Origin of the sequence: Serratia entomophila (genome assembly GCF_021462285.1) — a bacterium.
Taxonomy (GTDB): domain Bacteria; phylum Pseudomonadota; class Gammaproteobacteria; order Enterobacterales; family Enterobacteriaceae; genus Serratia; species Serratia entomophila.
Map to the genome: position 1 here is coordinate 2,737,098 of NZ_CP082787.1, position 16,044 is coordinate 2,753,141.

Consider the following 16,044-nt stretch of genomic DNA (forward strand, 5'->3'; position numbering starts at 1 on the left):
ACCGTGTTTTTAAACCGACGTTTATGCCCATTCCAACTATACTAGTGGCTCGCACGGCTTATTTACTGAAAGAGTTTAACATTATCAGGAGAGCATTATGGCTGTAACGAATGTCGCTGAACTGAACGAGCTAGTCGCACGTGTCAAAAAAGCCCAGCGCGAATATGCCAACTTCACTCAAGAACAAGTTGATAAAATCTTCCGCGCCGCTGCCCTCGCCGCTGCTGATGCCCGCATCCCCCTCGCAAAAATGGCCGTAGAAGAGTCCGGGATGGGTATCGTTGAAGATAAGGTCATCAAAAACCACTTCGCTTCAGAATATATCTACAACGCCTACAAAGATGAAAAAACCTGCGGCATCCTGTCCGAAGACGACACTTTCGGTACCATCACCATCGCTGAGCCCATCGGCCTGATTTGCGGTATCGTGCCCACCACCAACCCAACTTCCACGGCGATTTTCAAAGCGCTGATCAGCCTGAAAACCCGTAACGGCATCATTTTCTCCCCGCACCCGCGCGCCAAAAACGCCACCAACAAAGCGGCGGATATCGTGCTGCAGGCCGCCATCGCCGCCGGCGCGCCGAAAGACATCATTGGCTGGATTGACCAACCGACGGTAGAACTCTCCAACCAGCTGATGCACCACCCCGACATCAACCTGATCCTGGCGACCGGCGGGCCTGGCATGGTGAAAGCCGCCTACAGCTCCGGCAAACCGGCGATCGGCGTAGGCGCGGGCAATACCCCGGTAGTGGTAGACGAAACCGCGGATATCAAACGCGTCGTCGCCTCCATCCTGATGTCCAAAACTTTCGACAGCGGCGTGATCTGTGCCTCCGAGCAATCCGTTATCGTGGTCGACTCGGTTTATGATGCGGTGCGCGAACGCTTCGCTTCCCACGGCGGCTACCTGCTGCAGGGCAAAGAGCTGAAGGCGGTGCAGGACATCATTCTGAAAAACGGCGGCCTGAATGCGGCCATCGTCGGCCAGTCCGCGCCGAAGATTGCCGAAATGGCAGGCATCAAAGTGCCGGCGAACACCAAGGTGCTGATCGGTGAAGTGAAGCTGGTGGACGAGACCGAGCCTTTCGCGCACGAAAAACTGTCGCCTACCCTGGCGATGTACCGCGCCAAAGACTTTGAAGACGCGGTGAGCAAAGCCGAGAAACTGGTCGCCATGGGCGGCATCGGCCACACCTCCTGCCTGTATACCGACCAGGATAACCAAAGCGCGCGCATCGCCTACTTCGGCGACAAAATGAAAACCGCGCGCATCCTGATCAACACCCCTGCTTCTCAGGGTGGCATCGGCGACCTGTATAACTTTAAACTCGCCCCGTCGCTGACGCTGGGCTGCGGTTCATGGGGTGGCAACTCCATTTCTGAAAACGTCGGGCCAAAACACCTGATCAACAAGAAAACTGTAGCGAAGCGAGCAGAAAACATGCTGTGGCATAAACTTCCGAAATCCATCTACTTCCGCCGGGGCTCCCTGCCTATCGCGCTGGAAGAAGTGGCGACCGACGGTGCGAAACGCGCCTTCATCGTTACCGACCGCTACCTGTTCAATAACGGTTATGCAGATCAAATCACCAAGGTTCTGAAATCGCACGGCATTGAAACCGAAGTGTTCTTCGAAGTTGAAGCCGACCCAACGCTGAGCATCGTGCGCAAAGGCGCCGAGCAGATGAACTCCTTCAAACCGGACGTAATCATTGCGCTGGGCGGCGGTTCACCGATGGACGCAGCGAAAATCATGTGGGTGCTGTACGAACATCCTGAAACCCACTTTGAGGATCTGGCGCTGCGCTTTATGGATATCCGTAAACGCATCTACAAGTTCCCGAAAATGGGCGTAAAAGCGAAAATGATCGCCGTCACCACCACCTCGGGCACCGGTTCGGAAGTGACGCCGTTCGCCGTAGTGACCGACGACGCCACCGGCCAGAAATACCCGCTGGCTGACTATGCGCTGACCCCGGACATGGCGATTGTCGACGCCAACCTGGTGATGAACATGCCGAAATCCCTGTGCGCCTTCGGCGGCCTGGATGCGGTGACTCACGCGCTGGAAGCTTACGTGTCGGTGCTGGCGAACGAATACTCCGACGGCCAGGCGCTGCAGGCGCTCAAGTTGCTGAAAGAGTACCTGCCGGCCAGCTATAAAGAAGGCGCCAAAAACCCGGTGGCCCGCGAGCGCGTTCACAACGCCGCCACCATCGCCGGCATCGCGTTTGCCAACGCCTTCCTCGGGGTTTGCCACTCAATGGCCCACAAATTGGGTTCCGAGTTCCACATCCCGCACGGCCTGGCCAACGCCATGTTGATCTCCAACGTCATTCGCTACAACGCCAATGACAACCCGACCAAGCAGACGGCCTTCAGCCAGTACGACCGCCCTCAGGCGCGCCGCCGCTACGCTGAAATCGCCGACCATCTCGGCCTGAGCGCTCCGGGCGACCGCACCGCGCAGAAAATCGAGAAGCTGCTGGCCTGGCTGGACGAGCTGAAAACCGAGTTGGGCATCCCAGCCTCCATCCGCGAAGCGGGTGTGCAGGAAGCCGACTTCCTGGCCCGGGTCGACAAGCTGTCTGAAGACGCCTTCGACGACCAGTGCACCGGCGCCAACCCACGTTATCCGCTGATTGCCGAACTGAAGCAAATCATGCTGGATACCTTCTATGGCCGTGAATTTAGCGAAGCGGTTGCAGAGGAAGACGTGGCGGCCCCGGCTGCGGCCAAAGCGGTAAAGAAGGCCAGAAAATAACGGTTCGCTGAGCCGATAAAAAAACCCGCCGAAAGGCTAACACCGATCGGTTAAGCAAAATGATCGGTTGAACGATCCGGTGGGTAGACGACAATAGCCTCATCAATTCTCTGATGGGGCTTTTTTATGCTTTCAACCTGGCTTGACGATACCCAGACCTGGGCTGAACCCGCTTCACTTTCCTGTTTTCAGCGTGCCATTCCCCTTGAGTGGATTTCTCAGGTCCTTGATTCCACGAATAAAGCCAGTATCCGTAAACGTAAACTCCCCGCAGAACTCGTGGTCTGGCTGATTGTGGGCATGGGCCTGTACCGCGACCGCTCCATCACGGACGTTGTGACAAAACTCGACCTCGTCCTGAGTTCGCAGGAAGGTGAGACTCTCGCTGCCAGCTCCATTGCCCAGGCACGCCAGCGGTTGAGCGATGAACCGCTTCGGGAGCTCTTCACCCTGACGGCCAGCCACTGGACTCAACAGGAAGATAAGGATGACCTCTGGCACGGACTGCGGCTGTTCGCCGTTGATGGCACCCTTTTTCGCACACCCGATACGCCCGAACTTGCAGACCATTTTGAGTACATAAAGCATCGTCCGGACAGACACACTGAGTACCCGATGGTCAGGCTGTGCGCCATGATGTCGCTGCGCAGCCGGTTGATCCATGACGTGAAATTCGGGCCGGCAAATACCGGCGAAGTCAGTTACGCGAAGCAATTATCGCCGCAGGCGAAAAGCCTGACGCTGTTTGACCACTGCTATTTATCCGCAGAGTTACTGATTAACTGGCAACGCAGACAGAACGATGCGCACTGGCTGGTTCCCCTGAAGGGAAACACGAAATACCGTGTAGTGGAAACGTTCGGAGAAGGAGACCATCTGGTGGAGATGCAGGTCTCACCGCAGGCCCGAAAACAGGACAGCTCGCTGCCTGAATACTGGCAGGCCCGGCTAATAGAATGTGAAGATGAATCAGGCCATTACAAAGGTTTTATCAGCTCTTTGAGCGAGCCGGAGCTGTATCCGGCAGACTCGCTGCGTTATGTGTATCAGGAGCGGTGGAGCATAGAAAATGGCTACGGAGAGCTGAAACAGTTCCAGCTGAGCACAGCGACGTTGCTGCGCAGCCAGAAAGTGAGCGGGATTTACCAGGAAATCTGGGGTCTGTTGACGGCCTATAATCTGGTCAGAATGGAGATGAGTCAGATAGCACGGGAAGCAAAAGTGCCGCCACTGCGGATAAGCTTCGTGATGGCGATGAGACTGATCCAGGATGAACTCATCTGGTGTTCACTGAGTAAACCAGGGACGATCCCGACGAAGCTGAAGAAAATGCGGGAGAATGTGAAGCAATTTATCCTGCCAGAAAAGAGAAAACGGCCCAAAAAGAGGACCGTTCGAATCTCAAAAACCCAGTATCCCGTTCACTCAAAACATCTTAAGTGAACGGTGTTAGCCGAAAGGCGGGTTTTTTATTGCCGGCAAGGCGGTGGTTATCCGTATCGCGTTAATACGCGCTGAAAGCCCTGCTGCGGCGTTTATACGTTAGTCCAGGGAATGAATAGCCTCTTTATAGTGCTTGCGGCATACGGAGACATAGCTCTCATTACCACCTATCACCACCTGTTCACCGGCATGCATCGCCTGGCCGTTTTCATCCAACCGCAGCACCATGTTCGCTTTGCGCCCGCAGTGGCAGATAGTTTTCAACTCGACCAGCTTATCGGCCCAGGCCAACAGGTATTGGCTGCCGACAAACAGCTCCCCCAGAAAATCGGTGCGCAGGCCATAACACAACACCGGAATATCCAGCTGGTCCACGACGTCGCATAATTGTTCAACCTGCGCCTTGGTCAAAAATTGACTTTCATCCAGCAGCACGCAATGCACCGGCTGCTGGTGATGTTCTTGCGCGATCATTGCGTACAACATCGAGTCGTTATTATAGAGCTGAGCCTGGGAAGACAGGCCGATACGCGAACTCACCTTCCCTACGCCGAACCTGTGGTCTATCTCGGCGGTAAACACCAGCGTGCGCATACCACGTTCTTGATAATTATATGAAGATTGTAACAGCGCGGTAGATTTTCCTGCATTCATAGCAGAGTAATAAAAATAAAGTTGAGCCATGGGCCCGCGACTCCAATGGTATAAGAAATATTCAGACGTTGATTCAGGCTGCAAGTGTACCATAACCAATCCGCATGCTCAGCAGCGGCTTGCGCAATATCGCCTCTGGGGTAATATGCACTTTCAACTGAAACATTTCCTTCTGCAGCGCCCCCCCTTTACATCTATTTACAGGATATTCTCTGTCCAGCCTCACAATTAATTGCTGCTAATGATTATGCATCCGCATTAATGCTTGAGTAGCCTTTATGCCGCCAGCCTGCGCCGTGACAGTGCCTGCGCATTGAACTATTAAAAACAGCGCAGACTTGATAACGAGGGTATTTAATGGCTGCAGGCCCGTGAAACGGCGCACCTTGACGTAATCTTTACCTCTATACCCCTAATGTTTACAATGTCTGCAACACCACAGCGTGATTAGCCCCACAGAACTCATTGTAATATTGATATAAATTACGACTATAACTTATCCATGAAAGCCTGGAAGCACGACAATCATTGCTGCGGCTGTTGAAAATTTGGCTTAAAAGGACGATGGTAATAGTTAACAGCTCCTCCTATATTAGCCAGACAGTTCTGATTAACCGTTTTCTTAAAGGTAAATTTGAGTATTCAGGCCAATTTGGCTATTGCAGAAAAGAAAAGAGCACTCTATTATTATCCAGACGCCCCCCACCAATATAATTTGAGACTAGGACAATGAGCGAAGCATTAAAGATTTTGAACAACATCCGTACTCTGCGCGCCCAGGCAAGAGAATGCACCCTGGAAACGTTGGAAGAAATGCTCGAGAAACTGGAAGTTGTTGTGAACGAACGTCGCGAAGAAGACAGTCAGGCTCAAGCAGAAATCGAAGAACGCACTCGCAAGCTGCAGAAATATCGTGAAATGCTGATTTCTGACGGCATCGACCCAAATGAACTGCTGCAAACTATGGCTGCCACTAAAGCGGCTGGTAAAGCAAAACGCGCAGCACGTCCAGCTAAATACCAATATAAAGACGAAAACGGCGAGCTGAAAACCTGGACCGGCCAAGGCCGTACTCCAGCGGTGATTAAGAAAGCTATGGAAGAGCAAGGTAAATCTCTGGACGATTTCCTGCTGTAATAGTCCCCGTTGCGTATCTGGAAGGCTCTCAATTTTGAGAGCCTTTTTGTTTTCGGCATAATATCCGCGCTGCTAACTTAATAGCCTCGCCCTCTTTACCCTGTACGTTTATCGCCCGAACAGGCTCCCCAGGCGTAAAAAAGGGGCCGTAGCCCCTGTTGCGTATCTTTGCGCCTGCATAGCTCAATTACTGAACTTTATAAAACTCTCGATACCAATCGACAAAACGTTTTACCCCTTCATCGACGCTGGTTGCCGGTTTAAAACCGATAACGCGATATAGCTCGGCGGTATCTGCGCTGGTGTCCATAACGTCACCAGGCTGCATTGGCAGCATATTTTTACGCGCGGCGATACCCAACGCCCGTTCGAGCGCGCTGATATATTCCATCAGCTTTACCGGAGTGCTGTTACCGATATTATAAACACGGTAAGGGGCTGAACTGCTCGCCGGCGATCCCTGCTCAACGGTCCACTCAGGATTAGCCTGAGGGATAACCGCCTGCAACCGCACTATTGCTTCGGTGATATCATCAATGTAGGTAAAATCACGATGCATCTCACCGCGGTTATATACATCGATGCTCTCGCCCGCCAATATGGCTTTTGTGAACTTGAACAGCGCCATATCGGGCCTTCCCCATGGACCATATACGGTGAAGAAACGTAGCCCGGTGGTGGGAATACCGTATAAATGAGAATAGCTGTGTGACATCAGCTCATTGGCTTTTTTGGTCGCCGCATACAGCGAAATCGGATGGTCAACCGAATCTTCGGTAGCAAAAGGCAGCTTACGATTCAGGCCATATACCGAGCTGGACGAGGCATAGAGCAAATGCTCCACCTTATTATGGCGGCAACCTTCCAGTACGTTCAAATGACCGATAAGATTCGCATCGGCGTATGCCAATGGGTTTTGCAACGAATAGCGCACCCCGGCCTGAGCGCCGAGGTGAATGACGCGCTGGAATTGATGCTCGGCGAATAATGCCGCCATTCCCTCGCGATCGGCCAGATCCAGCTTGATAAAGCGGAATGCCGGTTTTTTCGCCAACAAATCCAGGCGGGCCATTTTCAGGCCCACATCATAATAATCATTCAGGTTGTCGATACCGACAACCTGATGCCCGGCGGCCAACAAACGCTCTGCTACGTGATAACCGATAAAGCCCGCAGCGCCTGTAACCAGGAATTTCATGCTCACCCCTTAAATAACCGGCTTAACGGAGGCGCCGCGGCCAATGGCGTAATAGGTAAAGCCGCGGCTCTCCAGGCGCTCCGGATCGAACAGGTTACGGCCGTCGAAGATCACCGGCTGCTTCAATGCGCCCTTGATCACGTCGAAATCAGGCGCGCGGAAATTCTGCCATTCGGTGCAGATCACCAGCGCGTCGGCGCCGTGCAGCGCTGCCTCTTTGGTGCCCACCAGCTTCAGATCGTCGCGCTGGCCATAGATGCGCTGAACTTCGTTCATCGCTTCAGGATCGTAAGCCTGAACGGTCGCGCCGGCTTCCCAGAGTTGTTCCATCAGCACGCGGCTGGAGGCTTCGCGCATATCATCGGTATTAGGCTTGAAGGCCAGCCCCCACAGCGCAAAGGTTTTGCCCTTCAGATCTTCGCCAAAATAATCTTTGATGAACGAGGTCAGCTTATATTTCTGCTGATAGTTGACCTGCTCTACCGCCTGCAGCAGTTTCGGCTGGTAGCCGATATGCTCCGCGGTGCGGATCAGCGCCTGAACGTCTTTCGGGAAACAGGAGCCGCCGTAGCCGCAGCCTGGGTAGATAAAGTGATAGCCGATGCGCGAGTCGGAACCGATGCCCTGACGCACTTTCTCGATATCCGCGCCCAACATTTCCGCCAGGTTGGACATTTCGTTCATAAAGCTGATTTTGGTCGCCAGCATGCAGTTAGCGGCATACTTGGTCAGCTCGGCGCTGCGGATATCCATCAGGATCATGCGATCGTGGTTGCGGTTGAACGGCTCGTACAGCTCGCGGATAGGTTCGATCACATCCATATTGTCGGTACCGATAACGATGCGTTCCGGACGCATGCAGTCGGCCACCGCCGCCCCTTCCTTGAGGAACTCGGGGTTGGAAACCACATCGAAAGGCACGTTGCTGCCGCGTTTTTCCAAGGTTTCGGCCATAACCTGGCGGACCTTGTCCGCAGTACCCACCGGCACGGTTGACTTGTCGATCACCACTTTGCGATCCGTCATGTGTTCAGCGATGGTGCGCGCCACGGCGGTCACATATTTCAAATCGGCGGAACCGTCTTCGTCTGGCGGCGTACCGACGGCGATAAACTGAATGGTGCCGTGAGCGACGCCCGCTTTGGCATCGGTGGTGAAATGCAGCCGGCCGGCCTCGTAGTTTTGTTGCACCAGCGGCGTTAAGCCCGGCTCAAAAATAGGGATATTCCCTTTTTTCAGGTTTTCGACTTTACGCTCATCCACGTCAATACACATAACGTCATGGCCTACTTCAGCCAGCACCGCAGCCTGCACCAGGCCAACATAGCCAATACCAAAAACAGTTACTTTCATGGGAAAATCCTAGTTTTTCAAATTAAGACGAAAAATAAAAAGTCATTTATTTTCAGCGGCGATCAGCTGTTGCAGCCACTGAGAAAAATCTTTGCCCAGGCTGGGATGCCGCAAGCCGTATTCAACGAACGCCTGCATATAGCCCAGCTTGTTACCGCAGTCGTGGCTGACGCCTTTCAGATGGTAGGCTTCCACCGTCTCCTGATGCATCAGCATTTCAATGCTGTCGGTAAGCTGGATTTCATCGCCGGCCCCCGGAGGCGTCTTCGCCAGCAGCGGCCAGATATCGGCCGACAGTACATAGCGGCCCACGATGGCCAGATTGGAAGGCGCGTCATCCGGCGCCGGTTTTTCGACCACGCTTACCATCGGGGCGCTTTCGCCCGGCTGCAACGCATAGCCCTTGCAATCGGCCACGCCGTAATTGCCGACGTCTTTATGCGGCACCGGTTCAACCATAATTTGGCTGACGCCGGTGGTTTCGAAACGCCGCAGCATTTCGTGTAAATTGTCTTTTTTCAGATCGGCGCTGTATTCATCGAGGATCACGTCCGGCAGCACCACCGCGAACGGCTCATCGCCCACCATCGGGTAAGCGCACATGATGGCGTGCCCCAACCCTTTGGCCACCCCTTGCCGCACCTGCATTACGGTGACGCCTTTAGGGCAAATCGATTGAACCTCATCCAACAGCTGGCGCTTGACGCGTTTTTCCAGCATCGCTTCCAGTTCAAAACTGGTGTCAAAATGGTTTTCGATCGAGTTCTTGGAAGAGTGCGTTACCAACACGATTTCATTAATGCCCGCCGCAATGCATTCATTAACGACGTACTGGATCAGGGGTTTATCCACCAGCGGCAACATTTCTTTTGGAATCGCTTTCGTCGCCGGTAACATCCGTGTTCCCAAGCCTGCAACCGGGATCACTGCTTTTCTGACTTTTCGATTTACAGCAGGCATTATTTCCTCTCTTAAAACGCTCATTTTATGAGCCTCTCGCGCCATACAAAAAACCCTCGGAGTATACCAGCTAATGACTGCCGAGCATTAGTCCGAACACAAATAGAAAGAATTTAGGACAATTACCCAAGTGACAAACCCGGGGTTAAAATAAGCATGTCGTCGCGTGGAGTTTCCAATACTTTATCGTCGCCTGCGGGTTTATTCAGCGCTCAGCATCAGCCGCAGCCTGCCGCCGTTTCCCCATACCTGGCATTGCCAGGCCGAGCAGCGCTGGCTAATTTGATTCATGTAAGTCGCCCCGAGCGTTCCGAGCGGAACCCCGTTGCTCAACTGGATCTGGTTGTCGCCGGTATTGACGTTGGCGTGCAGCCCGGCAGAAACCAGGATAAGATTTTTATATTCGGCGTGATAATAACCCAACAGCAGCGGAAATTGCCCTTCGAGCTTCCCTTGGCGCAATAAATGATTAACTTGCTTTAACAATGCGGACATTTGCGGGAGCCGGTGGCGCTGATTCGCCAAATGGTCCTGCAGCAAGCCGTTAAATAATGCGCGCAATAACAAAGCGGCTAAAACGCCATTATCGCCCGCCCGGGTAACATCCAGACAATAGAATGCCAGATCCTTGTCCGACAGCGCGGCGATATCCAGCACCAACCCCGGGTTTTCGCCGGTGGTCAGTTGGCGATAGTTAATCCGGCAATGCGCAATGCTCTGCTGCACCGGCGGCTGCAATTGCTTCAGCAGTTTGACGGCTTCCGAAGGGTTTTTACTCAACGCATCCCAATCCTGGAACAGCTCAACTTCCTCAATCGCCTGTGAGGTAAACATATTAGGATATAAACAGGCCAGCAAGGCTTCGCGCAGGCGATTCAGATCGGTCAACGGCTTCAGCAGCACGTCCTGCACGCCAAGCCGCAACACCTTGGCGATATCGGCCATTTTGTCGGTTGCCGAAATGACCAATATAGGGATCTGCACGCCCTGCAGACGCAAATGTTCGACAAATTCGATGCCGCCCATTTCCGGCATGGCGAGATCGCACAGGATCAGATCGGGCCGCACCTCGTCCACCGCACTCAGCGCCTGCAAACCATTGTTCGCCTCACTGGTCTCCGCGCCCAACGATTTCAAATAGCCGACAAGCACAGAACGAAAAACCTGTTCGTCCTCAACGATCAATATGCGCTTGTGAGTCAGTGGTAATGCCATCAGCCGAGCCTCGTCCCTTTTCATAGTCTAATAGTGGCTCAAAAAGGTCACTTATGCCTGCCTGAAACACCCCGACCGCACATTTTCCGCCAGTGAACCGATAACTATCTATTTTTTATCAACGGCAGCAGCCGATCCAGCTGTTTTTCCACCGCCAGTTGCCCCGCTGCTATCGCCTCATCGGCGCGGTGAAAATCCAGCGTCGAGATTTGCGGGCAGTAAGGCTGTATCAGCACGTCCGGCGGATCGCTCGCCATGCGATTGCGTTTCAGCCGATTCTCCAATACCTGGATCGACGTCCCCATGATTTCCATCGCCGTCGGCGTCGCATTGGCCTTTCTCAACGACATTTTGCCAATGCGCTCCCGCAGCCGCCCGCGCCAGCTGTTTGCCGGAGGCTCCTGCGTCCCGGCGGCATCGCTGCGCACCGAGAACAAATCCTGCTGCATCAAATGCGCATCGTGCTGCAAATCAACGGCGATCACGATATCCGCCCCCAGCGCGCGGGTGAGTGAAATCGGCACCGGATTGACTACTGCGCCATCCACCAGCCAATAGCCGTCGAACCACACCGGCGCGAGCAGGCCCGGCATGCTGCATGACGCGCGCACCGCCTGATGTATGTCCCCTTTGGTCAGCCACAGCTCGCGGCCGGTGCTGAGGTTGGTCGTCACGGCGCCGAATTTCAGCGAACACTCGTCTATGTCATTAATCTTCAGCAATTGGCCTACCGCATTGAACACTCGCTCACCGCGCAACAGGCCGCCCCGCTGCCAGGAGAGATCCATCAGGCGGATCACGTCCCAGTAGCTGAACGATCGCACCCATTGCTCCATCGCCGGCAAGCGATGGCTGGCGAAGACGGCCCCCACCAATGCGCCTACCGAACAGCCGGCAACAATATCGACCTCAATGCCCAACTTCTTTAGCGCATTGATCACGCCGATGTGGGCCCAGCCTTTGGCCGAGCCAGCCCCTAACGCCAGTCCAATTTTAATCTGCCGCATAGCGCCCGTCCTTATCCGGTGAATTGTTTATCCCCTGGTCTCAGGGTAGATTGTCACCAGCGAATGATGTTAGGTAACATATGCGCTAAATTCACTTTCTGCACCGCCTTCCCAGGAGTTATTTTGCTCGAATCATGCCCATGCGGCAGCGAACTGGACTATCACGCATGCTGCGGCCCCTATATCGCCGGCAGCCAAATAGCGCCGACGCCCGGTAAACTGATGCGTTCCCGTTTCAGCGCCTACGTGAAACGGGACGTCGACTACCTGATCGCCACCTGGCACCCTGACTGCCACGCCAGCGAATGGCGCAGCGCGATCGACGACAGCTTTAAAGACACCGAATGGCTGGGCCTGACCGTGGTGGATGAACAGGCCGGCGCCAGCGCCGACGAAGGGTTTGTTGAATTTATCGCTCGCTTCGTCGACGGCAGTGGCCAACCCCAGGCCATGCATGAGCGTTCCCGCTTTCTTCGCCTTGAACAACGCTGGTATTATATCGACGGCACTAAGCCGCAGCCCGGCAGAAACGCCATTTGCCCCTGCGGCTCAGGGAAAAAATATAAGAAGTGCTGCGGGCGCTAGCCGGCCGGCCCTTAACATCCACGCCTGCGCAGACAGGACGTTCAGTATCAGACAGGATCCTCACGCCAATGCCACACCAAAATGTACAAAGAAAAGTTTTACGCACCATTTGCCCGGACGCCAAAGGGCTGATCGCCAAGATCACCAATATTTGCTATAAGCACGAGCTCAATATTGTGCAGAATAACGAATTCGTCGATCACCGCACCGGCCGCTTCTTTATGCGTACCGAGCTGGAAGGCATTTTCAACGATACGACGTTGCTGGCCGATCTTGACGGCGCGCTGCCGGAAGGCTCGGTGCGCGAACTGCACAGCACCGGCCGCCGCCGCATCGTGGTGCTGGTCACCAAAGAGGCCCACTGCCTGGGCGATCTGCTGATGAAGAGCGCCTACGGCGGCCTTGACGTGGAAATCGCCGCGGTGATCGGCAACCACGATACGCTGCAGACGCTGGTGGAACGCTTCGATATTCCATTCCATCTGATCAGCCACGAGGGCCTGACCCGCGAACAGCACGACCGCGAGATGACGGCCAAAATCGACCAATACCAACCCGATTACGTGGTGCTGGCCAAATATATGCGCGTGCTGACGCCTTCCTTTGTGCAGCATTACCCGAATCAGGTAATCAACATCCACCACTCGTTCCTGCCGGCCTTTATCGGCGCGCGCCCTTATCATCAGGCTTACGAACGTGGCGTTAAAATTATCGGCGCCACCGCGCACTACGTTAACGACAACCTCGATGAAGGCCCAATCATCATGCAGGACGTGATCAATGTCGATCACACCTATTCCGCCGAGGATATGATGCGCGCAGGCCGCGACGTGGAGAAAAATGTGCTTAGCCGCGCCCTGTATCAGGTATTGGCTCAGCGGGTATTCGTCTACGGAAATCGGACGGTGATCCTGTAATTGTTCAATAAAACGGTGCATTTCGTTCAGGGATGCACCGCCACGAATAAAAAAACGGCAAACGATTCATTTTCTTCATTTCAATACTTTACACGCGCGCTTCATTTGATATGATGCGCCCCGCTTACCGAGACAGCGGTTTCGCAAGCAAGGCCAGTGGTGGGGTTCCCGAGCGGCCAAAGGGAGCAGACTGTAAATCTGCCGTCACAGACTTCGAAGGTTCGAATCCTTCCCCCACCACCATCTTTCTTCGCTGATGCGCGCTTGGTTAAAGCAAAGCAGAAAGGGAAGGATAACGCGCTTTGGCGCGGCCCAAAGGGTGAGGAACGAAGTGACGAATAATCCTTCCCCCACCACCATCTTCTCTCCGCCAGGAGTGGAGGCGCAGTAAAGAAACCGGCCAGGTTTCTCCCGGATCAAACCGGACTAAAATTTGTAAATCCATGAATACCATGGTGGGGTTCCCGAGCGGCCAAAGGGAGCAGACTGTAAATCTGCCGTCACAGACTTCGAAGGTTCGAATCCTTCCCCCACCACCATCTTCGAATAAACTCCCATAAATTAAATCAAACCTTAAGCATCCATATTGCTCCGTACAGGGGAAGGATGAGAAGCTTCGACAAGGTTCGAGTCTCACGCAGTGAGACAACGCGCTTCAGCGCGGCCCGCAGGGCGAGTCGCGCAGCGACGAGTCATCCTTCCCCCACCACCATCTTCGAATAAACTTCCCTGAATTAATCAATCCGCTCCTCATAAATACTCAATTTTCTTTATCATTGCACAAAGCCGTAACTTGAACTCCGGCCGACAATTCGCTATACCACTGGCTTCTTTAATGCAGTAAGGAAAAAAGTGCATGCGTAACAACATCTGCGTTTTTTGTGGCGCCAGCGAAGGCGTTAACCCTGCTTATGCCGATCACGCCCGTCTGCTGGGCCAGACCCTCGCCGCTCAGGGCCGGCGCCTGATCTATGGCGGCGGTAAAAAAGGCCTGATGGGGATCGTCGCCGATGCGGTGCTGGCGGCCGGCGGCGAGGCCGTAGGCATCATCCCTGAAAGGCTGGTTGAAGCGGAAACGGCACACCGGGGGTTGACCGAGCTGGAGGTCGTTCCCGACATGCACACCCGCAAGGCCCGCATGGCGGCGCTGGCGGACGGGTTTATTGCCCTGCCGGGCGGTATCGGCACGCTGGAGGAGCTGTTCGAAATCTGGACCTGGGGGCAAATTGGCTATCACAGCAAGCCGGTCGGGCTATTGAACGTCAACGACTTCTACCGGCCGCTGAACAATTTCCTTGAGCACGTCGCCGATCAGGGGTTCATGCGTCACGATTATCTGGGCACCATGCATATTAGTGAGTCCGCACAAACGCTGCTGCAACAGTTTGACGATTACCAACCCAAAAATTACGATCGCTGGGCAAAATAATCCGGCCTGCAGCCAGCGGCACAGCCGCTGCCTGCGTTACATTTCCTGCCAAACTCTGCTACTATCTCAACACATTTTTCTTGTGAAAACGGCACCGCTCATGAAGTTTGTCTCTTTTAATATCAATGGACTGCGTGCGCGTCCGCATCAGCTGGCGGCAATTATCGAACAGCACCAGCCCGACGTTATCGGCCTGCAGGAAACCAAGGTCCACGACGACATGTTCCCGCTCGAAGACGTCAGCCAATATGGTTATCACGTGTTCTATCACGGGCAAAAAGGCCACTACGGCGTCGCCTTGCTGACCAAAGAGCAACCTCTGGCGGTGCGCCGCGGCTTCCCGACTGACGATGAAGACGCACAGCGCCGCATCATCATGGCCGATCTGGCGACCCCACAGGGCACGCTGACGGTGATCAACGGCTATTTCCCGCAGGGCGAAAGCCGCGACCACCCGATCAAATTCCCGGCCAAGACGCGCTTCTACCAGGATTTGCAGGCTTATCTGGAACAACAGATGTCGGTAGAGTCGCCGGTATTGATCATGGGCGACATGAACATCAGCCACAGCGATTTTGATATCGGCATTGGTGAAGAAAGCCGCAAGCGCTGGCTGCGCACCGGTAAATGTTCCTTCCTGCCGGAAGAGCGCGAATGGATGGATCGCCTGCTGAACTGGGGCCTGGTGGATACCTACCGCCACGCCAACCCGGCGCGCAACGACCAGTTCTCGTGGTTCGACTATCGCTCCAAAGGGTTCGACGACAACCGCGGGCTGCGTATCGATCTGCTGTTGGCCAGCGCGCCGCTGGCGGCGCGTTGCACCGCGACCGGCATCGATTACCAGATCCGCGGCATGGAAAAACCGTCCGACCACGCACCGGTTTGGGCCGAGTTTTCGCTGTAATGCATTCAGGCCCCGGCAAACGCCGGGGTTTTATTTTGTGGTGCCAATGAAAATCATCGATGTTGTAGCCGCCATTATTGAAAAAGACGGCAAAATTTTGCTGGCGCAGCGCGGCGCCGGCGGCGATCAGGCCGGCCGATGGGAGTTTCCGGGCGGCAAGGTTGAAGCGGGTGAAAGCCAGACACAGGCGCTGGCGCGTGAACTGGATGAAGAGTTAGGCATTCAGGCCAGCGTGGGCAGTTACGTCGCCAGCAACCCATGGCAGCAAGCCGAGCGCACCATCCGGCTGCACGCCTGGCGCGTAGGCGCATTCAGCGGCGAACTGCAGCTGCGCTGCCATGCGGAATTCGTCTGGGTGACGCCGCAGCAGGCGCAGCACTACGATCTGGCGCCGGCGGATATTCCCCTGCTGGACGCCTATATTGCCGCTCAGCGCTCAGCGCGCTGAGTTCCGGCGCAGGTTACGCCG

Annotated in this window: 14 protein-coding genes, 2 tRNA genes and 2 other RNA genes; 12 read left to right on the forward strand and 6 right to left on the reverse strand. The window is 54.7% G+C overall.

What is annotated here, in order from left to right; translation table 11 throughout:
* Positions 1 to 97: 97 nt before the first annotated feature.
* Entirely contained in the window at positions 98 to 2,770 is a 2,673-nt protein-coding gene (adhE, locus tag KHA73_RS13340) for a bifunctional acetaldehyde-CoA/alcohol dehydrogenase (protein WP_234584809.1), read from the forward strand.
* Positions 2,771 to 2,896: 126 nt separating this feature from the next.
* Positions 2,897 to 4,213: an IS4 family transposase gene (locus KHA73_RS13345; protein ID WP_234584810.1), complete on the forward strand. Its 1,317-nt coding sequence runs from the start codon at positions 2,897 to 2,899 to the stop codon at positions 4,211 to 4,213.
* A gap of 99 nt (positions 4,214 to 4,312) precedes the next feature.
* Here KHA73_RS13345 and KHA73_RS13350 read toward each other — a convergent pair whose 3' ends face one another.
* On the reverse strand, positions 4,313 to 4,897 hold the full coding sequence (locus KHA73_RS13350; RefSeq protein WP_234584811.1) for a thymidine kinase: 585 nt from the start codon (positions 4,895 to 4,897) through the stop codon (positions 4,313 to 4,315).
* 699 nt (positions 4,898 to 5,596) lie between these two features.
* Between KHA73_RS13350 and hns the strand changes: the two genes are divergently transcribed.
* Positions 5,597 to 6,004: a histone-like nucleoid-structuring protein H-NS gene (gene hns, locus KHA73_RS13355; RefSeq protein WP_234584812.1), complete on the forward strand. Its 408-nt coding sequence runs from the start codon at positions 5,597 to 5,599 to the stop codon at positions 6,002 to 6,004.
* Positions 6,005 to 6,191: 187 nt separating this feature from the next.
* On the opposite strand, the gene KHA73_RS13360 is transcribed toward hns, so the two are convergent.
* The 5 genes from KHA73_RS13360 to rssA form a co-directional block, all read right to left on the reverse strand.
* The gene (locus tag KHA73_RS13360; protein ID WP_234584814.1) at positions 6,192 to 7,202 is read right to left on the reverse strand and encodes an NAD-dependent epimerase; all 1,011 of its coding nucleotides are present in this window, start codon (positions 7,200 to 7,202) and stop codon (positions 6,192 to 6,194) included.
* A 9-nt stretch (positions 7,203 to 7,211) separates the two neighbouring features.
* Positions 7,212 to 8,555: a UDP-glucose dehydrogenase family protein gene (locus tag KHA73_RS13365; protein WP_234584815.1), complete on the reverse strand. Its 1,344-nt coding sequence runs from the start codon at positions 8,553 to 8,555 to the stop codon at positions 7,212 to 7,214.
* A gap of 42 nt (positions 8,556 to 8,597) precedes the next feature.
* Entirely contained in the window at positions 8,598 to 9,515 is a 918-nt protein-coding gene (gene galU, locus KHA73_RS13370) for a UTP--glucose-1-phosphate uridylyltransferase GalU (protein ID WP_234584817.1), read from the reverse strand.
* A gap of 201 nt (positions 9,516 to 9,716) precedes the next feature.
* Positions 9,717 to 10,730 carry a two-component system response regulator RssB gene (gene rssB / locus KHA73_RS13375; protein ID WP_234584818.1) on the reverse strand — a complete coding sequence of 338 codons (1,014 nt, stop codon included), beginning with the start codon at positions 10,728 to 10,730 and terminating at the stop codon, positions 9,717 to 9,719.
* A 104-nt stretch (positions 10,731 to 10,834) separates the two neighbouring features.
* Complete coding sequence (rssA, locus tag KHA73_RS13380; RefSeq protein WP_234584819.1) at positions 10,835 to 11,737, reverse strand: patatin-like phospholipase RssA; 903 nt, start codon at positions 11,735 to 11,737, stop codon at positions 10,835 to 10,837.
* A 123-nt stretch (positions 11,738 to 11,860) separates the two neighbouring features.
* Between rssA and KHA73_RS13385 the strand changes: the two genes are divergently transcribed.
* The 9 genes from KHA73_RS13385 to KHA73_RS13425 all read left to right on the forward strand — a co-directional run bounded on the left by KHA73_RS13385 (position 11,861) and on the right by KHA73_RS13425 (position 16,023).
* Complete coding sequence (locus KHA73_RS13385) at positions 11,861 to 12,322, forward strand: YchJ family protein (protein WP_234584821.1); 462 nt, start codon at positions 11,861 to 11,863, stop codon at positions 12,320 to 12,322.
* A gap of 68 nt (positions 12,323 to 12,390) precedes the next feature.
* A complete protein-coding gene (gene purU, locus KHA73_RS13390; protein ID WP_234584822.1) occupies positions 12,391 to 13,239 on the forward strand; it encodes a formyltetrahydrofolate deformylase in 849 nt (282 codons plus the stop codon).
* Positions 13,240 to 13,397: 158 nt separating this feature from the next.
* Positions 13,398 to 13,482: transfer RNA gene (locus KHA73_RS13395), tRNA-Tyr, on the forward strand.
* Positions 13,483 to 13,510: 28 nt separating this feature from the next.
* Positions 13,511 to 13,598, forward strand: a non-coding RNA gene (locus KHA73_RS13400) — RtT sRNA.
* A gap of 95 nt (positions 13,599 to 13,693) precedes the next feature.
* Positions 13,694 to 13,778, forward strand: a tRNA-Tyr gene (locus KHA73_RS13405).
* Between the two features lie 46 nt (positions 13,779 to 13,824).
* Positions 13,825 to 13,951: non-coding RNA, RtT sRNA (locus KHA73_RS13410), on the forward strand.
* A gap of 144 nt (positions 13,952 to 14,095) precedes the next feature.
* Positions 14,096 to 14,668, forward strand: coding sequence for an LOG family protein (locus KHA73_RS13415; RefSeq protein ID WP_234584823.1), 573 nt, complete (start codon positions 14,096 to 14,098; stop codon positions 14,666 to 14,668).
* A gap of 100 nt (positions 14,669 to 14,768) precedes the next feature.
* Positions 14,769 to 15,575, forward strand: a complete 807-nt coding sequence (xthA, locus tag KHA73_RS13420) for an exodeoxyribonuclease III (protein WP_234584825.1) — start codon at positions 14,769 to 14,771, stop codon at positions 15,573 to 15,575.
* Between the two features lie 46 nt (positions 15,576 to 15,621).
* Positions 15,622 to 16,023 carry a pyrimidine (deoxy)nucleoside triphosphate diphosphatase gene (locus tag KHA73_RS13425; protein WP_234584826.1) on the forward strand — a complete coding sequence of 134 codons (402 nt, stop codon included), beginning with the start codon at positions 15,622 to 15,624 and terminating at the stop codon, positions 16,021 to 16,023.
* The last annotated feature ends 21 nt before the right edge of the window (positions 16,024 to 16,044 follow it).